The organism is Streptomyces sp. NPDC014801 (genome assembly GCF_043082085.1).
In the GTDB taxonomy this organism is placed as follows: domain Bacteria; phylum Actinomycetota; class Actinomycetes; order Streptomycetales; family Streptomycetaceae; genus Streptomyces.
The window spans coordinates 155,785-175,911 of the sequence record NZ_JBIBXG010000011.1; the positions used below are offsets into that span (position 1 = coordinate 155,785).

The window sequence follows — 20,127 nt, forward strand, 5'->3', positions numbered from 1 at the left end:
CCCGGTGTGCGGCGAGGGCCGCCGGCCCGGCGGGTCAGCGGTGGTCGGCGAGGATCTCCTCGCGCAGCTGGGCGAAGCAGCCGCTGAGGAGCCGCGAGACGTGCATCTGCGAGATGCCGAGTTGCTCGGCGATGCTGCTCTGCGTCATGCCCTGGAAGAACCGCAGGTAGAGGATGGTCCGCTCGCGCTCCGGGAGCGCCTGCAGACACGGTTTGACGGCCTCGCGGTCCACGACCGTGTCGTAGCCCGGGTCGAGGCTGCCGAGCGCGTCGCCGAGGGCGTAGCCGTCGGTCCCGGGCATCTCCGCCTCCAGCGACAGCGCGGAGAAGCACTCCAGGGCCTCCATACCGGTGCGCACCTCCTGCTCGGTGAGCTGCGCGTACGCGGCGATCTCGGCGACGGTGGGCTGTCGTCCCGGGATGGTCTGGCCGAGTTCCTTGACCGCGCGCCGTACCCGGTTGCGCAGGTCCTGGACCCGGCGCGGCACATGCAGCGTCCACATGTGGTCGCGGAAGTGCCGCTTGATCTCACCGGTGATCGTCGGCACGGCGTACGCCTCGAAGGCGCCGCCGCGCGAGGGGTCGAAGTGGTCGACCGCCTTGACCAGCCCGAGAGCCGCCACCTGGTACAGGTCTTCGAGCGACTCTCCGCGACCGCGGAAACGTACGGCGATCCGCTCGGCCATGGGCAGCCACAGGCGGACGAGTTCATCGCGCAGTGCCCTGCGCTCGGGGCCGTCGGGCAGCGTCACCAGCAGGGCGAAGTCCTCGGCGGTGTCGGGAGCGTCGTCGTGCGGGTGCTGCTGCGTCCTGATGGCGGTACGCATCGATGCGCGCCTCCCTCAGCGGGGTGCTGGGTGGACAGACACCGTGGGGCGAGCGCGCGGACCGGACAAGAAAGGGCATCAGGTCCGGCGGACCGATCCCACGGACGTGCCTCCTGTCCGAAGCACTGAAAACTGGATTCCCTGCTTCCGGATGGGTGAAACCGTCTCGCGGGAGTCGTGACGGAACGCGACCGGCAGGGCGCGCTGCGTGAGAGAGCCGGCCTTGACCCTCCCTTGGCTCACATACCTCTGACACAGAGCTAATCTCGGCGGTGTGAACACCGAGGACGCCCTGACCGCCGCGGACCCCGCCTCCCGGGACTCCTTCGCGGAAGAGCTGGCCGACACCCTGGTCGGCGTGCACCGGCTGACCCGGCGCCGGCTGCGCGCCGGGCTGACCGCCCCGCGGCTGCGCGGCGCGGAGGTCGAGCTGCTGCGGCTGGTCGAGGCCCGGCCCGGCATCGGGATCTCCGAGGCGGCCAAGGAGTTGAGCCTGGCGGGCAATTCCGTCTCCACCCTGGTCAACCACCTCGTCCGGGACGGCTACCTGGTGCGCGAGACCGACCCCGCCGACCGGCGCGCCGCCCGTCTGCTGGCGACCGACGCCGCCGCCGGAAGGCTGCGCGACTGGCGCGAGCGCCGGACCGAGCTGCTCGGCCGGCACCTCGCCGGCCTAGCCGAGTCGGACCGCGAGGCGCTGCGGTACGCCGTGCCGGCGCTGCGGCTCCTGGCCGAGAGCCTGCGCGAGGAGGCCGAGGCGCGATGACCGATGCCGTGACGTGCGCGGGGCTCGTCCACTCGTTCGGCGCCACCCGGGCGGTCGACGGGCTCGACCTGACCGTCCGGCAGGGCGAGGTCTTCGGCCTGCTCGGCCCGAACGGCGCCGGCAAGACCACCGCGATCCGCTGTCTGACCACCCTGCTCCCCGTCCCGCCCGGCACGGTCCGCGTCTTCGGGCACGACGCCGCCCGCGACCGCATGGCCGTACGGCGGCTGCTCGGCTACGTCCCGCAGCAGCTGTCCGCCGACGCGAGCCTGACCGGACGGGAGAACGTCGCCCTGTTCGCCCGCGTCTTCGACGTGCCGCGCCGCGAACGCGCCGCCCGGGTGGGGCAGGCACTGGCCGCCGTCGGCCTCGCCGACGCCGCCGACCGGCTCGCCGGCACCTACTCCGGCGGCATGGTCCGCCGCCTCGAACTCGCCCAGGCCCTGGTCAGCGCGCCCCGCCTGCTGATCCTCGACGAACCGACCATCGGCCTGGACCCCATCGCGCGCACCGGCGTGTGGGAACACATCGACGCCGTGCGCGCCGCCACCGGCATGACGGTCCTGGTGACCACGCACTACATGGACGAGGCCGACCAGTACTGCGACCGGGTCGCGCTCATGCACCGCGGCCGCGTCCGCGCCCTGGGCACCCCCGCCGAGCTGCGGCGGCGGCTCGCCGAGCGGCGCGGCACGACGACGCCGGCCACGCTGGAGGACGTCTTCCGCGATGTCGCCGGCAGCGGCCTCGACGACACCTCAGGAGACTTCCGCGATGTCCGAAGCACCCGCCGCACCGCCCGCCGCGTCGGCTGACCCCGCGCTCGGCCTGCTGCTGCGGCCACCGGAGCCGAGGGCGGCCTGGCGGCTGCTGCCGGCGCGGGTGTTCGCGATGTGCGCCGTCGAGCTGCAGAAGCTGCGCCACGACCGCACCGAGCTGTACACCCGGGCCGTGCAGCCCGCCCTCTGGCTGCTGATCTTCGGTCAGACCTTCACCCGCATCCGGGCCATCCCCACCGGCGGCATCCCCTACGTCGACTACCTGGCGCCCGGGATCATCGCCCAGTCCGCGATGTTCATCGCCATCTTCTACGGCATCCAGATCATCTGGGAGCGCGACGCCGGAGTCCTCAACAAGCTGCTGGTGACGCCCACTCCGCGCGCCGCGCTCATCACCGGCAAGGCATTCGCCGCCGGGGTCAAGGCACTTGTGCAGGCGGTCGTCGTCCTCGTCATCGCGGCGGTGCTCGGCGTCGCGCTGACCTGGAACCCGCTGAAGCTGCTCGCCGTCGCGGCGGCCGTGGTGCTCGGCTCGGCCTTCTTCTCCTGCCTGTCCATGACCATCGCGGGCATCGTGCTCAGCCGCGACCGGCTGATGGGCTTCGGCCAAGCGATCACCATGCCGCTGTTCTTCGGCTCCAACGCGCTCTACCCGGTCTCCGTGATGCCCGGCTGGCTGCAGGCCGTCAGCAAGGCCAACCCGCTCAGCTACCAGGTGGACGCCCTGCGCGGCCTGCTGCTCGGCACCCCCGCGCACCTCGCGGCGGACTTCGGCGTGCTCCTCGTGGCCGCCGCGCTCGGCATCGCCGCCGCCTCCTCGCTGCTGGGCCGGCTGGCCCGCTGATCATGACGCATCGTCAAGATCGCTGATCATGGTCGCGGACGTGATGTGCGGCACGCCCCCGAAAACCGGCCGAACGACCGGAAACCGATTGTCCCTGCGCACGGCTTGATCACCGATCATCCGGGCCGAATCCGCTGGCCACAGCGCCTGACGCGCATTTGACAGTGGACTGACCGCCTGGATAGACAGCAGCTCTCAGAAGTCGAGAGGTGGACTGTGTACGAGCCGCACGTGGTCGGGGACTGGCACGAGTACGAGGAGCATGCCGGTCTGCGCGTCCGCGTCCACCGTCTGGAGCAGGCGGAGCCGCCGCGCGGACGGGACGACGCGGCCGAGGGGCTGACGTACTTCGCGCTGCGGGTCACCGTCGAGAACCGCGGCCCGGAGCGCTTCGGCATCCACCTCGAGGACGGCCAGGTCGACGTGCGCATCGGGCCGGACGGCGAGGGCGCCTTCATCGACTGGCGCAACTCGCAGTTCGTCGAGGGCTTCGACGTCTACCCGCTGCGCCGCGTCACCGCCGTGCTCTACGCGGCCGGACCCGAGGACGCCCTGCGCCACGTGGACGTCCAGGTCCAGCTGCGGGTCGACGAGGAGTGGGCGGAGCGCCGGATGTGGACCGGCGGCCTGGGCGTTCAGGCCCAGCCCTCCCACGTCCCGGCCGGCGCGGGCCGCGACTGCCTGGCCCACCAGGTCAGCGCCTTCCTGCGCGACCAGGCCGAGGAGGGCACCGCCTGACGCGGCGGCCGCCCGCCCGGTGACGCGCGACGGCGTGCGCTCAGTGCGCGATGCCGTCGATGATCTCCCGGGCGCCCTGCCGCAGCAGCGCCACCGCCACCGACGTGCCCAGCGTCGCCGGGTCCAGCCGGCCGGCCCACTCGTGGGCGTTCAGCCGGGTCTTGCCGTCCGGGGTGAAGACACAGGCTCGCAGCGAGAGTTCGCCGCCGCGGTCCACGCGGGCGAAACCGGCGATCGGGCTGTTGCAGTGCCCCTGCAGCACGTGCAGGAACATCCGCTCCGCCGTGGCCTCGCGGTGCGTGGCCGGATCACCGAGCCCGCTGACGGCGTCGATCAGGGCGGTGTCGTCCTCCCGGCACTGCAGGGCGAGGATGCCCGCACCGATCGGCGGCATCATCACCTCGGGGGAGAGCACCTCGCTGATGACGTCCGGGCGCCCGATGCGCTCCAGGCCCGACACGGCCAGCAGCAGCGCGTCCGCCTCCCCGGCCGCCAGCTTCTCCAGCCGCCGGTTGGCGTTGCCCCGGAAGGGCACGCACGTCAGATGCGGGTGCGTGGCCGCCAGTTGGGCGATCCGGCGCACCGACGACGTGCCGATGCGGGTACCGGCCGGCAGCTCATCCAGGGTGAGCCCGCCCGGGTGCACCAGCGCGTCCCGGATGTCGTCCCGCTTCAGGAACGCGGCGAAGACCGTCCCGGCCGGCAGCGGCCGGTCGGCGGGCACGTCCTTGACGCAGTGCACCGCGAGGTCCGCCTCCCCGGCGAGCAGCGCCGCGTCGACCTCCTTGGTGAAGGCTCCCTTGCCCTCGACCTGGGAGAGATCCCCGAGCCACTTGTCACCGGTGGTCTTCACCGGGACCACCTTGGTGCGCACACCCGGATGCAGGGCGGCCAACTCGGCGCGGACCCGCTCCACTTGGGCGAGGGCCATCGGTGAGTCGCGGGAGACGATACGGATCAGTTCCGGAACGGACATGCGGGCCACGATAGACCCTCGGCACCGTCCCGCGTGCCACGGCCGGGCTCCCGCGGCTTCACTCCGCCGGGACGCGACTCACCGGCCCGCGGCCGGTGGTCATCGCACGGACCCCTCGACGGTGTCGGCCGTCCACGCCGCGAGGCGGCCGGCGAGCGGTCCGGTGCCGTCGAGGACATGACGGGAGAACGCCTCCCGCTCGTGAGCGAGGACGGCGGCCTCCCACACGCAGGGGGCGAGTCCCGCCCGCCCCGGCCGCAGCAGGTCAGGCTCGCCGGCCGGGCCGGTGAAGACCGCGAGGTCCGCCATGTGCCCCTCGATCCAGGTGTGGACCAGGACGTAGTCCCCGTCGCCGCCCGCGTGCACCAGCAGCACCGCGAGCCCGAGCGAGCCCCGCGCAGGGCCCAGCCCCAGGTGGTGCTCGGCGATCCGCAGCGCCTCCCCGGCGTCCCGTGCGGTGACCGTGCGGCCGGGCGCCTCGATCGCGTACGCCTTCACGAGGTGACCGGCCGCCCGGTGCGCGCCGAACGGCCGGACCGTCCGGGCGTGGTGGCCGTCGGCGAGGGCGAGGAGGGCCTGCGCCGGGACGGCGGCGGGCACGGCGTCGTGATGGTCCATGCCGGTCATCATGGGTCACGGGCCGTCAGCGGGCCAGGGGTTCGCTGAGTTCGACGGCGCGCAGCGCGGCGGCCAGGGCCTGCTCGTCCCCGACGTCCAGGGCCGTGTCCGTCAGCTTGATCACGTGCTCGTCGCCGTGTGCGAGGGCGCGCTCCACCACGTCCTCGGCCGTGACGGACCCCGGTGACCGCCAGGGGACCGCCTCCGCGGGGGCGTACATCGCGGTGACCGCCGCGGAGGCCGTCCACGCCACGCGCAGGCTGGGCACCCACATCGCGCGCGGCAGCGCGTCCAGCGTGCGCAGCACCGCGTTGGGGGCGGTGGCCGCGTGCACGAGCATCGTCTCCTCGCCGTGGCCATGGGTGGCGTAGCGGTGCGTGGCGGCCCGCACCAGCTCGGTCAGCCGGGCCCGGGCCGTGTCGGGGTCGGACACGTCCCCGGCCCAGCCGGGCAGCCGTCGTACGGCCGCCAGCCGCGTGGGGAAGCCGCCCTGGGCGCCTTCGGCCGGCGGCACGGCGTCGAGGGCGGCCGCCGCGCTGTCCGCGCCGGGCAGCGTGACGATGCCCTCGACGGGGTGGTGGCGGGCGGCCCAGTAGCCCAGGGCGTGGGCGAGTTCGGTCAGCCGGGGCTCGTTCTCCTCCTGGCCGAGGGCGCGCACGGCGTGGCCGAGCCGGATCACGGGGTGCGTGGAGCCGCCGTACAGACCGGGCAGCAGGCGCGGCCACCACTCGGCGAGGACGGCGCGCCAGGGGCGCTCGGCCAGCGCGCGGGAGAAGTGGTCGATCCAGTCGGCGGCCCGGCGCGGATCGCCCAGCGCCTCGCGCCAGTTGCCGTCCGTCACGGGGGCCACCCGCCTGGGGAAGTCCTCCAGCTTGGGGCGGTAGAGGTCCAGCCAGCGGTGCACGGCCCCGGCCCGGCCGCGCGCCGCCAGCGCCTCGACCACCATCGGCGCGTGGTTGGTGAGCCGGCCCAGCCGCTCCGGACCGGTGGTGTGCAGGCGTGCGAGCGCTTCGTCGAGGCGTCCGGTGGTGTCGTTCGCGGTCATGCCGCGGACGCTACGCCGCACCTCCGCGCGCCCGGATCGGCCCACGGCCCGAACCCGGCCCACGACGGGGGTCCTAGGCCTTCCGGGCCGTGCGGCCTTCCCGGGTCTCCGCGGGCGTCAGGCGTTCGGGTCGAAGGGGATGCCGGCCGGTTTCGCCGCGGCCAGGTGGGAGGCGAAGCTGTCGTCCTTCAGGCCGAAGTGGGCGCTGCCGAAGTCGTAGGCGCTCAGCTTCTCGCGGATGCCCGGCGGGTAGCCGTTCCAGCCGACGAGCGGCGGGTACTGCCAGGTGTGCTGGTGGTTCTCCGGCGGTTCGTCGCCCGCGCTCGCCAGCCGGAAGCAGTGCGTGCCGATGCCGTCCTTGTGATAGACGACCTTCGGGTGGGTGCCGTCGAAGCGCACCTCGGAGGCCGGGTGCACGGTGAACGAGCCGTGGTTGGACGTGGAGACGTACCTCACCTGGCCGTCCTGAACCCACACCGCCACGTGCTCCCAGTCGTGCCGGTGCCCGCCGATGCTGCTGCCGGGCAGGGCCTGGTCCTTCTCGAAGTACAGGCCGTACAGGACGGCGCACCAGCCGTTGTTGCACTTGGCGCGCGAGTACCCGTTGGTGTTGGTGAGGTCGGAGGCGTCGTGGCAGTTGCCGTTGAGGGCGCCGGTCGGCTTGAGGCCGCTGTTGACGGTGCCGTCGGGGCCGATCGCGGGCGTGGGGTAGCAGCCGTCGGTGTCGTAGTCGTAGGCGGGCTGGTAGGTGCTCTCCAGGCTGTCGGCGGAGGCCGGCAGGGCCTGCGGGACGGCGAAGGCGGCGGTCGGGAACGCGACGACGAGCGCGAGCGCGGCGCCGAGTCCGGTGAGCCATCTCCTGCCGTGTGTCCTGAACGTCACTGCGTCCTCCTCGGGGCGCGGGCGCAGCCGGGTGGCTGTGGGGGGCGTTCAGAATCCCGCGATTTACATGTTCGCGCCAAGAGGCAGGAGGTGTCGCGCCGGTGAAGTACCGGCCAAACAACGGATCATGAGGCAGCGTCAGGAAGGTCGGCCGCCGACTCCTCCGGGGTGAGGTCCTGCCGCAGCCGCAGCCAGGACGGCTGGCGCAGCATCCCCGCCCGGGTCCGCGTGCTGTAGCGCACCTCGCCGACGAGCCGGGGGAGCACCCACCGGGCGCCCGCCACCCGCGGGTCCGGCGTGAACGGGCAGGCGGGCGTCGCCAACTCGGCCAGGAGCGACGCCAGATGGGCGCGCTCCTGTGCGCTCCATCCGGTGCCCACCCCGCCGACGTACCGCAGCACGCCGGACGCGTCCCGCTGGCCGACCAGTACCGCCCCCGGCAACCCCGTGAGCCGCCCCTTCCCCGGGAGCCAGCCGCCGACGATCACGTCCACGCCGTGCATGTTGCGGATCTTGATCCAGGCGCGGGAGCGCACCCCCGGCTCGTACACCGAGTCCAGCCGCTTGCGCACCAGCCCCTCCAGGCCGTGCTCGCGGGTCGCGGCCAGCGCCTCGGCGCCGTGCCCGACGAGCGCCGCCGGCGTCGACCAGAACGGCCCCTGCAGGCCGAGCCCCTCCAGTTCGGCGCGCCGCCGCTCGTACGACAGGGGGAGCAGCGACCGGCCCGCGAGGTGCAGCAGGTCGAACAGCACCAGATGCACGGGCTGCTCGACGGCCTTGCGCGCGGCGCGGGCCGGGGCGTGGGCGAGCCCCATGCGCGACTGCAGCAGCTGGAAGTCGGCCCGTCCCCGCGCGTCCAGGGCCAGCACCTCCCCGTCCAGCACGGCCGGGGTGGTGCCGAGTGCCTCACCCAGGGCGTGCAGTTCCGGGTAGGCGCCGGTGATCACCTCGCCGGAGCGGGCCCGCAGCACCACGCTGCCGTCCCCGGCGAGATAGACCACGACCCGCTGTCCGTCCTGCTTGGTCTCGTAGGCCCAGCGCGCGTCCTGGGAGGCGGGTGGCAGCGTGCCGGGTGTGGCGAGCATGGGAGCGATCAGCGGCAGGGTCACGTCCTAAAGAGGTGAACAGAGCGGCGGCGGGTCACGCCCGCGGCCCGCCGGTTTCCCCTGAACGGACCGGCGCGCGGGGGAGCGGGCGAGACGCGGGCGGGGGAGGGGGCAGCCCGCGGCCGGGCAACGGGAATTACTTGAGTTACGCAACGATATGGTAAAGTGGCGTCATGGCAACGTCACCGCTCCCCGCCGCCCCCGCTGCCTCCCCGGAAGTCGCCGAGATCGAGCGGGCCCTGAACCGCATCACCTATCTCAGCACCCGGGCCCGGCAGCACGAGCGGCTGATGGCCCTGGCGGGCGTCCCGCTGGACCGGGCCGCGGTGGCGCTCCTGCGCCAGATCGCCGACTCCGAGCCGCTGCGCTCCGGCGAGCTGGCCAACCGGCTCGGCGTCGAGGCCTCGCACGTCACGCGCACCGTGCAGCAACTGCAGAAGTCCGGCTACGTCACCCGGGTCCCCGACCCCGACGACGGCCGCGCCCAGCGCATCCGGCTCACCGACACCGGCCGGCAGGCGGTCGACGCCATCCGGGACGCCGGCGCGCGCGGCATGCAGCTCGCGCTGGCCGACTGGTCGACCGAGGACCTGCGGCAGCTCGCCACCCTCTTCCACCGCATGGTCGACGACTTCCTCGCCCGCGCCGCCGCGGTCGAGTCCGAGGCGGAGGGGCAGGCGCCCGGCGCCTGACCGGGTCCGCACGCCTCGGGGCGGACCGGCCTCCCCACGCGCTCCTACTCTCCAGTAATATCGCGCGCCTGGCCCCCGGTCACCCCTGGAGGAACCGTGCCCCGGTCCCAACGCTCACCCCTGCTGCTCGCCGGTCTGCTGGCCACGGCGGGCGTCGCCCACTTCGCCGCCCCCCGCCCCTTCGACGCGACCATCCCGCGCGCCCTGCCCGGCCGGCCGCGGACCTGGACGTACGCCAGCGGCGCCGCCGAACTCGCCCTCGCCGCGGGCCTCGCCCTCCCGCGCACCCGCAAGGCCGCCGCGCTCGCCTCGGCCGCGTTCTTCGTCGGCGTCTTCCCGGCCAACGTGAAGATGGCCGCCGACTGGCGCCACCGCCCCACCCCGCAGAAGACCGCCGCCCTCGCCCGGCTGCCCCTGCAGGTACCCCTGGTGCTGTGGGCGCGCGGCATCGCCCGCGCCGCGGAGGTGCGGCCATGAGCGGCGCGCCCGCCCCCGGCGACCGAGTCGAGGACTTCACCCTGCCCGACGAGACGGGCACCCCCCGCCGGCTCACCGAACTCCTCGCCGACGGACCGGTCGTGCTCTTCTTCTACCCGGCCGCACTCACCCCCGGCTGCACCGCCGAGGCCTGCCACTTCCGTGACCTGGCCGCCGAGTTCGCCGCCGTGGGCGCCCGCGCGGTCGGCATCAGCGGCGACGGCGTGGACCGCCAGCAGGAGTTCGCGGCCCGGCACACCCTGGACATGCCGCTGCTGTCCGACACCGACGGCAGCGTGCGCGAGCGGTTCGGCGTCAAGCGCGGCTTCTCGCTCGCCCCCACCAAGCGGGTCACCTTCGTCATCGCCGAGGACCGCACGGTCCTGGAGGTCGTCCGCAGCGAACTGCGCATGAACACGCACGCCGACCGCGCACTGGCGGCGCTGCGGGCGCACCGGGGCTGAACGGGATCCGGGCTCGCCGCGGCGGCCCCAGGGCTCGCCTGGTGGGCTCCCGGGCTCGTCGGCGACCCTCCGGGGCCATCGCGGCGGGCGCCCGGGCTTACGCGGCGGGCGCCCCGACTTACGCGGCGGGCCCCCGAGCCCACCCGACGGCCCCGGGCCTGCCCGACGACCCCTGGGCCTACTCGGCGGCGTCCGCGAGTACCCGACGACCCCTGGGCCTACTTGCCGGCGTCCGCGGCGACCTGGGCCAGTGTGCGGCCCGTCCGCACCGAGCGGGCCCGGTGCGGGTCGGGTGTGGCCCGGCCACGCGCCCCGCGGCCGGCCCTGACCAGCAGCCAGTCGCCGTCCCGGAACCGGGTGAGCGCGTACTCGCCGCGCAGCTTGCTGCCCTTGAGCCGGAAGGTGGCGTGCCCGCGCTCCAGCGACTCGGCGAAGTCGACGGGGCGCCCGCGGCGGTCGTGGCTCAGCGGCTCATAGGTCCCGGCGTCCCAGACGATCACCGTGCCGCCGCCGTACTCGCCCGTCGGGATCACGCCCTCGAAGTCCTCGTACTCCAGCGGATGGTCCTCGGTGGGCACGGCCAGCCGTTTGTCGTGCGGATCGCCGGACGGCCCCTTCGGCACCGACCAGGACTTCAGCACGTCGCCGACCTGCAGCCGGAAGTCGAAGTGCATGCGGCGCGCGTCGTGGATCTGCACGACGAACCGGGGCTCGGCGCCCTCGGCGGCCGCGCGCCCCCGAGGCTCCGAGGTACGGGCGAAGTCCCGCTTGGCGTGGTACTCCCGCAACCGCTCCACGGGTTCCCTCCTTCCGACCGCCGCCCGCCGAACGCCGACCGTCGGCTTCCCTCTCCCGGTCCACGCTGCCGGTCTCCGGTCCCCGTCATGCGGTCTCCGGTCTCCGACGGTCGACACGGGTACCCCGCGGGCCGGGTCAGAACTCCTCGTGGACCTCCGGGTCCCCGCCCAGCCGGCGCGGACTGGAGTGGTGCCCGACGGCGGCCATCTCCTCGGCGTCCAGCTCGAAGCCGAAGACGTCCAGGTTGTCCCGCTGCCGCTCGTGGTCGGCCGACTTCGGGACGGGCAGCGCGCCCAGCTGGACGTGCCAGCGCAGCACCACCTGGCCGGGCGAGACGCCGTACTTGCGGGCGAGGTCCGCGATCCGCGGGTCGTCCAGCAGATGACTGCCCCGGCCGAGCGGGCTCCAGCTCTCGGTGACGATGCCCCGGTCCGCGTGGAAGCGGCGCAGCTCCGGCTGCGGGAACAGCGGGTGCAGCTCGATCTGGTTCACGCTCGGCAGCACCCCGGTCTCCTTCTCCAGCCGCCTGATGTGCTCCGGCGTGAAGTTCGAGACGCCGATCGAGCGGACCAGCCCGTCATCCCGCAGCTTGATCATCGCGCGCCAGGAGTCGACGTACTTGTCCACCCGGGGGTTGGGCCAGTGGATCAGGTACAGGTCCACGTACTCCACGCCGAGGCGCCGACGGGACTCCTCGAAGGAGGCGAGGGTCTCCTCGTAGCCGTGGTGCCGGCCCGGCAGCTTGGTCGTCACCACCACCTCCTCGCGCGGCACGCCGCTGCCCGCGAGGCCTCGGCCCACGCCGGTCTCGTTGCCGTAGTTCGCGGCGGTGTCCACCAGGCGGTAGCCCATGCCGAGCGCGCCGCGCACGGCCTGCTCGGCCAGCGCGTCGTCCATCGGCCAGGTGCCGAGCCCGAGGGCCGGGATCACCATGCCGTCGTTGAGGGTGTACGTCGGGATGTCGCTCACGGTCGGACCTTCCCTCGGCTGTGTCGTCCCTCCAGCGTCACGGATAGGGTGAGCAGTGATCAACCGGACCGGGTGGGGATGAGGGCAGCGGACGGCATGGGCGGCACCGAGGAGAAGCGCACCACGGGCACGCGCCCCACGTCACGGGACGTGGCGCGGCTGGCCGGCGTGTCGCACACCGCGGTCTCCTTCGTCTTCAACGGGCGGGCCGAAGGCAACCTCTCGCCCGCCACCCAGGAACGCATCCGGCAGGCCGCCGCCCAGCTCGGCTACCGGCCCGACCCGGTCGCCCGCGGGCTGCGGCGCCGCCGTACGGCCGTGATCGGGCTGGTCACCGACGAGATCGCCTCCTCGCCCTTCGCGGGACGGCTGCTGCGCGGCGCCATGGAGGTCGCGTGGGGCAAGGAGCACCTGGTGCTCACCGTCGACTCCGGGGGCGACCCGGCCAAGGAGGACGCGGCCGTCGCCGAACTCCTCGACCGGCGTGTGGACGGCATCATCTACGCGGCGATGTCGCTGCGCCGGGTCCGCGTCCCCGAGGGCCTGCACCGCACCCACTCCGTGCTGGCCAACTGCCTGCCCGAGGACGACTCCCTGCCGGCCGTCATCCCCGCCGAGCGGGCCGGCGGCCGCACCGCTGCCCAGGTGCTGCTGGACCAGGGGCACCGGCGCCTCGCGCACATCGGCGGCCTCGACGACATCGCCTCCGTCGAGCGCCTGCGCGGCTTCCGCGACACCCTGCGCGCCGAGGGCGTCACGGTGCCGAAGGAGTGGGTGGTGCGCACCGGCGGCGAGATCGCCGGCGGGTACGAGGGCGCCATGCGCGTGCTCGACGGGGTCCCGGCCGACCGCCGCCCCACCGGGATCTTCGCCTACAACGACCGCGTCGCGGCCGGCGTGCTGCACGCCGCGACCCGGCTCGGGATCGACGTCCCGGGAGAGCTGTCGGTGGTCGGCTACGACGACCAGGAGCACATGGCGGCCTTCCTCACCCCCGCCCTGACCAGCATCGCCCTCCCGCACCGCGCGATGGGCGAGACCGCGGCCCGCATCCTGCTCGACGCGATCGACACCGGCCGGACCCCACCGGCGACGGTACGCCGCATCGCCTGCCCGGCAGTCAGCCGCGACTCGGTGGGACCGGCACCCGGGCGGTGAGTGCCTGCCGGTCGGCGGGACCTGTCCGGCCGGTGAGGGCCTCCCCGCCGGCGGCATCCGTCCGGGCCGTGAGGCGGGCGTCGCCGGGCCTGGGCCCGGGCGGGACGGTGGGCCGGCGTCCGAGGCGGTGACGGAGAGAAGACGTATGCCTGGGCGATGAGCTGGGCGACGGGGACCCTGCGCCCACGCGGTGAGGCGGCGTCGGCGCGCCTGGGCCCGAGCCGTGTGCGGGTGGAGCCCGGACCAGCACAGCGAGACGGCGTCGCCGGGCCTGAACCCCAGGCCGGTGCCGGTGCCGGTGCGGGTGCAAACCCGCGCGCGAGCCGTGAGACGGGCGTCCGCCGACGGGGTGTAACCGGTGGGGTGGGTCGCGTCCCCGAGCCTGTGCCGGCGCGGTGGGGCCGGGGTCGGTGGCCCCTGTGCCCGGGGCGTGAGACCGGCGTTCCCGGGACGTGTGCCCGGGTGCCGCGGCCGGTGTCGCTCCACCCCGTGCCCCGCCGAGAGGCGGGCCCCGTCTCCGGCCGTGAGGCGGGCCCCGTCCCCGAACGTGAGGCGGCGCCCTGGACGGTCGAGTCCAGGCAGGCGCCTTGAACGGACGAGTCCGCCGCACCGTGCCGGGCGCGACCGTGGGTCGTGCGCGCCGGTGGCGTGCGGCGGACTCGTGGGCCCGGTGGTCAGCTCCGCGCCGGCGGCACCAGCTCCCAGCCGGTGACCGTCGCGCCCTCGCCCGTGACCGTCAGCTCGGGCACGTCGCCGTCCCGGCGGTAGACCCGCTCGGTGGCCATGACCCGGTCGTCGGCGAACAGCTCCAGCAGGGAGCCGTCGACCAGCAGACGCAGCGCGCGGCCCGGGGTGCGCAGCACGAGCGGCGCGGAGCCCTCCCGGCCCACCCGCGGCCAGGCCGAGCGGTCCAGGGTGACCGTCCCCGCGTCCGGGTCCAGGAGGACCTTCAGCTCCTCACCGGCCGCCGAGCGCAGCAGCGACACGGTGACCGGCGTGCTCACCGTGACCTCGAGGTCGTACGCCTCCGGCAGCGGCACGCGGTCCGCGGCGGTCACGAACGGCTGCGGAGCCCGCAGCAGCGCCAGCTCCGGGGCGGGTGAGACGCGCAACGAGCCGTCCTCGGCCAGGCCGACGACGCGCGGCGCGCTGAGCACCCCGGCCCAGCCCGCGCGCTCCACCTCGGCCGGCTCCCGCGCCTCCCACGACCAGCCCCACATCAGGGCACGGTCCGCCTCCTGCAGCACCGCGGGCGCGTAGAAGTCCCGGCCGTGGTCGAGACGGTCGCCGGCGACGGCTGCGAACGCCAACCCGCGTTCCTCCGACGGAACCAGACGGCCCGTCAGGTAACCGGTGGTGCACGGGTCGCCGTCCCACAGCGACACGACGAGCACGGCCCGCCCGTCCGGCATCAGGGCCAGCTGCGGGCACTCCCAGCCCACCGCCTTGTCCCCGAACGCGTCCGCGGCCACCGGGTCGTTGCCGTCCAGCAGCACCCCGGCGAACCGCCACGCCGACAGGTCGTCACAGTCGTACAGCAGGACCGACGGCGTACCGTCCGCGTGGCCCGCGCCGACCAGCGCCCAGCGGCGACCGGCGTGCCGGAAGACGAACGGATCGCGGAACATCACCACGTCCAGATCCTCCGGCGGCCCGGCCACCACGGGCTCGGCGAGTGTCTTCCACTCGGTGAGCGTCGCATCGTCCGGGTCGGCGGCGCGCGCGAGGCAGATGCTGCCCAGGCCGGTGTGGTGGCGGTCGATGCCGGTGTACACGGCGGTCGGCACCCCGCCGTCGTCGACCACGCACCCCGACCAGCAGCCCGCCTCGTCGGGGCCGCCGGGGACCGGCGTGAGCGCCACGGGGTGCGGGGTCCAGTGGGCGAGGTCGGCGCTGGAGGAGTGCCCCCAGTGGATGTCACCGTGCACCGGCGCCTCGGGGTTGTGCTGGTAGAACAGGTGGTACCGGCCGCGCCAAAGGAAGGGTCCGTTGGGGTCGTTGACCCAGTGGGCGGGCGGACGGACCCGGAAGCGCGGGGCGTGGGCGAGGCTCAACGGTTGACTCCTGCGGAGGTGATGCCCTCACGGAGAGGGCGCTGGCCGACGAGGAAGACGGCGACGGCGGGGAGCATGGACAGCACGACTCCGGCGAGGACGACGGAGATCGAACCGGTGCCGAGGTTGCCCTGGAGGGAGACCAGGCCCAGCGGCAGCGTGTAGTTCTGGTTGGAGGTCTCCAGGATCAGCGGCCGGAAGAACTCGTTCCAGTGATAGTTGAAGGCGAGGACGCCGACGATCGCGAGCCCGGGCGCGGCCAGCGGCGCGTACACGGACCGGAAGATCCGCCACGGTCCCGCGCCGTCGAGCATGGCGGCCTCGCCGAGGTCCTTGGGCATGCCGAGGAAGTACTGACGCATCAGGAACGTGCCGAACGCGGTCGGGAACGCCGGCACGATCAGCCCGAGCAGGGTGTCGGTCAGACCCATCGACTTCAGCACCAGGAACACCGGCACGATCGTCACCTGCAACGGCACCATCATCGTCGCCAGGACCAGACCGAACAGCGGCTTCTTGAAGCGGAACTCCAGCCGTGCGAAGGCGTATCCCGCCAGGCCGGCGGTGATCATCTGACCGACCGCGACCAGCGCGGTCACCAGGGTGGAGTTCAGCGCGAGCAGCCACACATCGATCTGGTCGAACACCCCGCGGTAGGCCTCGGCCGTGGGGTGCGCCGGGATGATCCGGGGCGGCAGGTCGAAGGACTCGGCGGGAGTGCGCAGCGAGGTGGAGACGGTCCAGATGACCGGGCCGAGGGTCAGCAGCGCGCACACCGCGAGGCCGGCGATGCGCGCCCAGGGCGCCAGGGACTGCCGGGCGCGGCCGAGGGTGGGGAGGGCTTGGCTCATGTCGCTCACCGGGCTCACTGGTAGTGGACGAATCGCCGGCTGAGCCGGAACTGGAGGGCGGTCACCGCCATGATCAGCACGAACAGCAGCACGCCCACCGCGGACGCCTCGCCGAAGCGCAGCTGCTCGAACGCCGTCTCGTAGATGACCATCACGACGGTGCGGGTGGAGTCGCCGGGCCCGCCGTTCGTCAGCACGTACGGCTGCTCGAAGACCTGGAGGGCGTTGATGATGCCGACCACGGACGCCACCAGCAGCGTCGGCGACAGCAGCGGCAGCGTGATCGACAGGTGCTTGCGCAGTCCGGTCGCCCCGTCGAGGGAGGCCGCCTCGTGCACCTCCTTCGGGATGTTGTTCAGGCCGCCCACGAACAGCAGGAACGAGAAGCCGAACTGCTGCCAGACGTAGACCAGGATCACCGCCGCCATCGCTGCGTGCTCCGAGGTCAGCCACGGCACCGGGGCGATCCCGACCAGGCCCAGCGCCCAGTTCACGACCCCGAAGTCCTGGTTGAACAGGTACTTCATCACCACGGAGATCGACGCCGCCGACAGCACCAGCGGGAAGAAGAAGGCCGAGCGGAACACCGAGCGCAGCCACACCGGCATCCGCCCGTTCACCACGATCGCCAGCACCAGCGCGATCAGCAGCTGCAGCGTGACGGCCAGCACCATGAACACCAGCGTGTTGCGGAAGGACACCAGCACCGTGGAGTCGCTGAAGACCTCCTTGTAGTTGGCGGTCCCGGCGAAGCCCGGCGGGTCGATCACGTTCCAGTGGAACAGGCTCAGCACCACCGAGCCGACGATCGGGACGACCGTGAAGACCACGATGCCGACGATCGTCGGCGCGAGGAACAGCGTGGCCAGCAGCCGTGTGCCGCGCTCGCGTCCGCCGGGGCGGGCCGCCGGGGCGGGCGGTGTCGCGGGCCTCGCCTGGCGCGCGGGCGGGATCTGGGTGTTCGTCATATCTCACGCTCCATGGCCTTCTCCAGGTCGCCCTGCATCCGGCGCAGCGCCGGGCGCACCGCGCGCGGGGCGGACAGCGCCGTACCGGTGTGCTTCAGCAGCACCTGCTCCACCTCGGCGACCTGCGGCGGCGCGGGGATCGGCCCGGTGTCCGGGAACCGGTCGAGGGTGTCGTAGAAGACCTGCCAGTGCGCCGGACCGGTCGTGCGGTAGCGGTCGGCGGTCAGCATCGAGCGCCGGGCCGGGGTCGTCTGGTTGGTGCTGAACAACTGCGTCAGGGTGTCGCGGCGGGCGGAGTACTTGATGAACTCCCAGGCCTCGTCCTGCCGCTTGGAGGTGCGCAGCATGGCGTAGCCGGCCGCGCCGTACTGCATGCGGTGGGTGCGCCAGCGCGGGAAGTACTGCGCGTCGAAGCCGTCCGCCGGGACCCCGGCCAGGTGCAGGCCGCCCGCCCAGAACCCGCCGGCGGGCGTGACGCCGACGCGGCCCGTGGAGAACACGCCGATGAGGTTCTGGCCGTTGCCGCCCTCCGGACGGCTGCACAGCCCGTCGCGCACCAGGGAGGCGAGGTAGTCGTAGACCTCCTCCACCCGGTCGCCGGTGGCCTGCGGGGTGGTCCAGCGGAAGCCGCCGCCGCGTCCTTGCCGCTGCGCTGCCGGGTAGAAGGAGTTCCACAGCCAGTCGCCGCCGGGCGCCTTGGACTCCGCGAGCAGGTTGGTGTCGTTGGCGAACAGCCAGGGCACCACACCGCCCCACAGCCGGTTAGTCCAGAAGTACGGCGTGAAGTGGGAGTCGCTGGCCCGCTTCATCCGGCGCAGCAGCGCGGTGAAGTCGTCCCGCGTCCACTCGGCGTCCGGGAAGTCGGCGCCGGCCCGCCGCAGCACCTGGGTGCTGAGGTACATGTCGGCGGCGTTGAACTCGATCGGCAGCTGGTAGAGGCTCCCCTCGTACATCATCGACTCGACCAGCGACGGGTGGACGTCCGCGAAGTACTCGCGCAGCTCGCCCGCGTCCCGCTTCACCCAGCGGTCCAGGGCGACCCCGAGCCGCTGCGCGAACAGCTGCACGCCCTCGGTGGCGACGTACACCAGGTCGGGCGCGGTGCCCGCGGCGATCTGCGTGAGGATCTTGGCGAAGAAGTCCGACCAGTCGACCGCCTGGACGGCGTTGATGCGGACCTTGATGCCGGGGTGCAGCTTGCGGAAGCCGTCGAGCAGCGTGCGCACGCCGTCGGGGGAGAACGCGGAGCCGAGGGTCGCGACGACGAGGGAGCCGTCGTCGCGGCCGGGAATGTCGGCTCCGGTGAGCCGGTCCCAGCTCGCGGCGGTACCGGCCACGGCCGCGGCGGCCGCGCCGTAGGCGCCGTACCGCAACAGGGTGCGGCGGGGGAGGTGCGGGTCGGTCATCGAGGGGCCTAACTCGTGTTAGTTACGCGGTGATGCCCCGATGATGAAAACCCCGTCACGTCCCTGTCAAGAGGTGCGCACGCCTTGACCTTTAACGAGTTAGGTCTACAGTCCTCATCCCGTGAGCCGCCGTTTCCGACGAGAGGAACGATCCCCGATGCGTGGCATGTCCAGAAGAGCCCTGTTCGCCGGCTCGGCCGCGGGAGCCACGGCCGCGCTGCTGCCGGCCACCCCCGCCGCGGCGAGACCCAAGGCCGCGGCCGGCTGCGCCAGCTACCGCGCCCGGTATCACTTCACCGTGCCCGACCAGTGGAAGAACGACCCGCAGCGCCCCGTCTGGATCGACGGCGAGTACCGGTACTACTACCTGTACAACGCCGACTACACCACCGGCGCCGTCGGCACCGCCTGGCGCCTGGCCACCAGCTCCGACCTGGTCTCCTTCGCCGACCGCGGCATCGCCGTGCCCAAGGACACCACCCCCAACGGCGACGTCTGGTCCGGCTCGGCGGTCGTCGACACCGACGGCACGGCGGGCTTCGGCAAGGGCGCCGTCGTCGTCCTGGTGACCATGTCGCCGGACGACGGCCCGACCTCCCAGGCACAGTTCCTGTACTACTCCACCGACGGCGGCCGCGCCTTCGCCCCGTACGGCACCGCACCCGTGCTGCCCAACCCCGGGGTGCGCGACTTCCGCGACCCCAAGGTGATCAGGGACGAGGAGCGCGGCCGCTGGGTGATGGTGCTCGCGGAGGGCGACAAGCTCGGCATCCACCACTCCGCGAACCTGCGCACCTGGACCCGGGCCGGCTCCTTCACCCACGACGGCATCGGCGTCCTGGAGTGCCCCGACCTGTTCCGCATCACCGCGGACGACGGCACCCGCAAGTGGGTCCTGGGCGCGAGCGCCAACGGCAAGGGCGCCGGCCTGCCCAACACCTACGCCTATTGGACGGGCGCCTTCGACGGGACGGCTTTCACGCCCGATGCCGCCGAACCGCAGTGGCTGGACCACGGCTGGGACTGGTACGCGGCGGTCACCTTCGACAAGCGGGACGCGCGCGGCAGGCTCGACGAACGCACGCGCTACGCGCTCGGCTGGCTGAACAACTGGGACTACGCGCACACCACGCCCAACATCGACTGCGACGGCTTCAACGGCACCGACTCCGTCGTCCGCGAGATACGCCTCGTCCACGAGCCCTCCGGCGGCTACCACCTGGCCTCACGGCCCGTCGCCGCGCTGGACTCCTACGTCTCCCGGACGGTGAACCTCGGCGACCTCACGGTCGACGGCACCCGCCTCCTGGACTACCGGGGCACCTCGTACGAGGTGAGCTGCGAGATCACCTGGGACCGGCTGACCGGCGCCGGCCTGCAGCTGCGCCGCTCGCCCGACGGCGTGCGGCACATCGACGCCGGCGTCTACGGCGACTACGCCTTCCTCAACCGCCGGCCCACCGTGAACCCGGACGCCTCGGCCCGCTGGCAGGAGAGCCACAGCCCCTTCGACCCGGCGGCGCGCTCGGTGCGGTTGCGCATCCTCGTGGACCGCACCAGCGTGGAGATGTTCGTCGACGACGGCCGCCACGTGCACTCCGCTGAGGTCTTCCCGTACCTGATCGACACGCATCTGGCGTTGTTCACCATCGACGGGCCGGCGGTGTTCCGGAACACGGTCATCCGCGAGTTCACCGTGTGACAGGCCGG

At 73.3% G+C, this 20,127-nt stretch carries 21 protein-coding genes; 9 read left to right on the forward strand and 12 right to left on the reverse strand.

The genetic code is table 11. The features are described from left to right. Nucleotides 1-34: 34 nt before the first annotated feature. Nucleotides 35-826: an RNA polymerase sigma factor SigF gene (locus ACF1AL_RS26550; RefSeq protein WP_391820203.1), complete on the reverse strand. Its 792-nt coding sequence runs from the start codon at nucleotides 824-826 to the stop codon at nucleotides 35-37. Between the two features lie 274 nt (nucleotides 827-1,100). Here ACF1AL_RS26550 and ACF1AL_RS26555 point away from each other — a divergent pair, with 274 nt between their 5' ends. The 4 genes from ACF1AL_RS26555 to ACF1AL_RS26570 all read left to right on the forward strand — a co-directional run bounded on the left by ACF1AL_RS26555 (nucleotide 1,101) and on the right by ACF1AL_RS26570 (nucleotide 3,953). Beyond that, nucleotides 1,101-1,592, forward strand: coding sequence for a MarR family winged helix-turn-helix transcriptional regulator (locus tag ACF1AL_RS26555; RefSeq protein ID WP_391827663.1), 492 nt, complete (start codon nucleotides 1,101-1,103; stop codon nucleotides 1,590-1,592). After that, nucleotides 1,589-2,407 carry an ATP-binding cassette domain-containing protein gene (locus tag ACF1AL_RS26560; RefSeq protein WP_391827665.1) on the forward strand — a complete coding sequence of 273 codons (819 nt, stop codon included), beginning with the start codon at nucleotides 1,589-1,591 and terminating at the stop codon, nucleotides 2,405-2,407. The genes ACF1AL_RS26555 and ACF1AL_RS26560 overlap by 4 nt, the downstream gene beginning before the upstream one ends. Further along, nucleotides 2,367-3,215, forward strand: coding sequence for an ABC transporter permease (locus tag ACF1AL_RS26565; RefSeq protein ID WP_366837697.1), 849 nt, complete (start codon nucleotides 2,367-2,369; stop codon nucleotides 3,213-3,215). Before ACF1AL_RS26560 ends, ACF1AL_RS26565 begins: the two co-directional genes overlap by 41 nt. A 216-nt stretch (nucleotides 3,216-3,431) precedes the next feature. After that, the gene (locus tag ACF1AL_RS26570) at nucleotides 3,432-3,953 is read left to right on the forward strand and encodes a hypothetical protein (RefSeq protein WP_391827667.1); all 522 of its coding nucleotides are present in this window, start codon (nucleotides 3,432-3,434) and stop codon (nucleotides 3,951-3,953) included. 40 nt (nucleotides 3,954-3,993) lie between these two features. Here ACF1AL_RS26570 and hemC read toward each other — a convergent pair whose 3' ends face one another. The 5 genes from hemC to ACF1AL_RS26595 all read right to left on the reverse strand — a co-directional run bounded on the left by hemC (nucleotide 3,994) and on the right by ACF1AL_RS26595 (nucleotide 8,583). Then, nucleotides 3,994-4,929: a hydroxymethylbilane synthase gene (hemC, locus tag ACF1AL_RS26575; protein WP_391827669.1), complete on the reverse strand. Its 936-nt coding sequence runs from the start codon at nucleotides 4,927-4,929 to the stop codon at nucleotides 3,994-3,996. A gap of 99 nt (nucleotides 4,930-5,028) precedes the next feature. After that, nucleotides 5,029-5,547: a hypothetical protein gene (locus ACF1AL_RS26580; RefSeq protein ID WP_391827671.1), complete on the reverse strand. Its 519-nt coding sequence runs from the start codon at nucleotides 5,545-5,547 to the stop codon at nucleotides 5,029-5,031. Nucleotides 5,548-5,572: 25 nt separating this feature from the next. After that, nucleotides 5,573-6,592: a questin oxidase family protein gene (locus tag ACF1AL_RS26585; RefSeq protein WP_391827673.1), complete on the reverse strand. Its 1,020-nt coding sequence runs from the start codon at nucleotides 6,590-6,592 to the stop codon at nucleotides 5,573-5,575. A 117-nt stretch (nucleotides 6,593-6,709) separates the two neighbouring features. Further along, complete coding sequence (locus ACF1AL_RS26590) at nucleotides 6,710-7,474, reverse strand: NPP1 family protein (RefSeq protein WP_391820197.1); 765 nt, start codon at nucleotides 7,472-7,474, stop codon at nucleotides 6,710-6,712. A gap of 125 nt (nucleotides 7,475-7,599) precedes the next feature. After that, the gene (locus ACF1AL_RS26595) at nucleotides 7,600-8,583 is read right to left on the reverse strand and encodes an ATP-dependent DNA ligase (protein ID WP_391827675.1); all 984 of its coding nucleotides are present in this window, start codon (nucleotides 8,581-8,583) and stop codon (nucleotides 7,600-7,602) included. Between the two features lie 170 nt (nucleotides 8,584-8,753). Between ACF1AL_RS26595 and ACF1AL_RS26600 the strand changes: the two genes are divergently transcribed. The 3 genes from ACF1AL_RS26600 (at nucleotide 8,754) to ACF1AL_RS26610 (ending at nucleotide 10,213) form a co-directional block, all read left to right on the forward strand. Next, nucleotides 8,754-9,272 carry a MarR family transcriptional regulator gene (locus ACF1AL_RS26600; RefSeq protein ID WP_366837705.1) on the forward strand — a complete coding sequence of 173 codons (519 nt, stop codon included), beginning with the start codon at nucleotides 8,754-8,756 and terminating at the stop codon, nucleotides 9,270-9,272. A gap of 96 nt (nucleotides 9,273-9,368) precedes the next feature. After that, on the forward strand, nucleotides 9,369-9,749 hold the full coding sequence (locus ACF1AL_RS26605) for a DoxX family protein (protein WP_366837706.1): 381 nt from the start codon (nucleotides 9,369-9,371) through the stop codon (nucleotides 9,747-9,749). Further along, on the forward strand, nucleotides 9,746-10,213 hold the full coding sequence (locus tag ACF1AL_RS26610; RefSeq protein ID WP_366837707.1) for a peroxiredoxin: 468 nt from the start codon (nucleotides 9,746-9,748) through the stop codon (nucleotides 10,211-10,213). The genes ACF1AL_RS26605 and ACF1AL_RS26610 overlap by 4 nt, the downstream gene beginning before the upstream one ends. Nucleotides 10,214-10,431: 218 nt before the next feature. Here ACF1AL_RS26610 and ACF1AL_RS26615 read toward each other — a convergent pair whose 3' ends face one another. Together ACF1AL_RS26615 and ACF1AL_RS26620 are read right to left on the reverse strand one after the other, a co-directional pair. Next, the gene (locus tag ACF1AL_RS26615; RefSeq protein ID WP_391827677.1) at nucleotides 10,432-11,010 is read right to left on the reverse strand and encodes a DNA polymerase ligase N-terminal domain-containing protein; all 579 of its coding nucleotides are present in this window, start codon (nucleotides 11,008-11,010) and stop codon (nucleotides 10,432-10,434) included. Nucleotides 11,011-11,146: 136 nt separating this feature from the next. Beyond that, entirely contained in the window at nucleotides 11,147-11,980 is an 834-nt protein-coding gene (locus tag ACF1AL_RS26620; RefSeq protein WP_391827679.1) for an aldo/keto reductase, read from the reverse strand. A gap of 96 nt (nucleotides 11,981-12,076) precedes the next feature. On the opposite strand from ACF1AL_RS26620, the gene ACF1AL_RS26625 reads away from it, so the two are divergent. Beyond that, nucleotides 12,077-13,138 (forward strand): LacI family DNA-binding transcriptional regulator, encoded by a 1,062-nt coding sequence (locus tag ACF1AL_RS26625; RefSeq protein ID WP_386914909.1) that lies wholly within the window; start codon nucleotides 12,077-12,079, stop codon nucleotides 13,136-13,138. A gap of 674 nt (nucleotides 13,139-13,812) precedes the next feature. Here the strand turns inward: ACF1AL_RS26625 and ACF1AL_RS26630 are convergent. The 4 genes from ACF1AL_RS26630 to ACF1AL_RS26645 are packed head-to-tail and all read right to left on the reverse strand — an operon-like array spanning nucleotide 13,813 to nucleotide 18,417. Continuing rightward, on the reverse strand, nucleotides 13,813-15,192 hold the full coding sequence (locus ACF1AL_RS26630; RefSeq protein ID WP_391827681.1) for a glycoside hydrolase family 32 protein: 1,380 nt from the start codon (nucleotides 15,190-15,192) through the stop codon (nucleotides 13,813-13,815). After that, the gene (locus ACF1AL_RS26635; RefSeq protein ID WP_384203007.1) at nucleotides 15,189-16,043 is read right to left on the reverse strand and encodes a carbohydrate ABC transporter permease; all 855 of its coding nucleotides are present in this window, start codon (nucleotides 16,041-16,043) and stop codon (nucleotides 15,189-15,191) included. Before ACF1AL_RS26635 ends, ACF1AL_RS26630 begins: the two co-directional genes overlap by 4 nt. Before the next feature lie 14 nt (nucleotides 16,044-16,057). Then, nucleotides 16,058-17,011 (reverse strand): carbohydrate ABC transporter permease, encoded by a 954-nt coding sequence (locus ACF1AL_RS26640; RefSeq protein ID WP_391827683.1) that lies wholly within the window; start codon nucleotides 17,009-17,011, stop codon nucleotides 16,058-16,060. Next, entirely contained in the window at nucleotides 17,008-18,417 is a 1,410-nt protein-coding gene (locus tag ACF1AL_RS26645) for an extracellular solute-binding protein (RefSeq protein WP_391827685.1), read from the reverse strand. Before ACF1AL_RS26645 ends, ACF1AL_RS26640 begins: the two co-directional genes overlap by 4 nt. A 157-nt stretch (nucleotides 18,418-18,574) precedes the next feature. Between ACF1AL_RS26645 and ACF1AL_RS26650 the strand changes: the two genes are divergently transcribed. Further along, on the forward strand, nucleotides 18,575-20,119 hold the full coding sequence (locus ACF1AL_RS26650) for a glycoside hydrolase family 32 protein (protein WP_391827687.1): 1,545 nt from the start codon (nucleotides 18,575-18,577) through the stop codon (nucleotides 20,117-20,119). The last annotated feature ends 8 nt before the right edge of the window (nucleotides 20,120-20,127 follow it).

Excerpts from the sequence above, each read along its gene's own strand:
- ACF1AL_RS26560 (WP_391827665.1), top strand. The coding sequence starts at position 1,589 with ATGACCGATGCCGTGACGTGCGCGGGGCTCGTCCACTCGTTCGGCGCC.
- ACF1AL_RS26625 (WP_386914909.1), top strand. The coding sequence starts at position 12,077 with ATGGGCGGCACCGAGGAGAAGCGCACCACGGGCACGCGCCCCACGTCA.
- hemC (WP_391827669.1), bottom strand. The coding sequence starts at position 4,929 with ATGTCCGTTCCGGAACTGATCCGTATCGTCTCCCGCGACTCACCGATG.
- ACF1AL_RS26610 (WP_366837707.1), top strand. The coding sequence starts at position 9,746 with ATGAGCGGCGCGCCCGCCCCCGGCGACCGAGTCGAGGACTTCACCCTG.
- ACF1AL_RS26645 (WP_391827685.1), bottom strand. The coding sequence starts at position 18,417 with ATGACCGACCCGCACCTCCCCCGCCGCACCCTGTTGCGGTACGGCGCC.
- ACF1AL_RS26550 (WP_391820203.1), bottom strand. The coding sequence starts at position 826 with ATGCGTACCGCCATCAGGACGCAGCAGCACCCGCACGACGACGCTCCC.
- ACF1AL_RS26600 (WP_366837705.1), top strand. The coding sequence starts at position 8,754 with ATGGCAACGTCACCGCTCCCCGCCGCCCCCGCTGCCTCCCCGGAAGTC.
- ACF1AL_RS26565 (WP_366837697.1), top strand. The coding sequence starts at position 2,367 with ATGTCCGAAGCACCCGCCGCACCGCCCGCCGCGTCGGCTGACCCCGCG.
- ACF1AL_RS26640 (WP_391827683.1), bottom strand. The coding sequence starts at position 17,011 with ATGACGAACACCCAGATCCCGCCCGCGCGCCAGGCGAGGCCCGCGACA.
- ACF1AL_RS26635 (WP_384203007.1), bottom strand. The coding sequence starts at position 16,043 with ATGAGCCAAGCCCTCCCCACCCTCGGCCGCGCCCGGCAGTCCCTGGCG.
- ACF1AL_RS26585 (WP_391827673.1), bottom strand. The coding sequence starts at position 6,592 with ATGACCGCGAACGACACCACCGGACGCCTCGACGAAGCGCTCGCACGC.
- ACF1AL_RS26580 (WP_391827671.1), bottom strand. The coding sequence starts at position 5,547 with ATGGACCATCACGACGCCGTGCCCGCCGCCGTCCCGGCGCAGGCCCTC.
- ACF1AL_RS26650 (WP_391827687.1), top strand. The coding sequence starts at position 18,575 with ATGCGTGGCATGTCCAGAAGAGCCCTGTTCGCCGGCTCGGCCGCGGGA.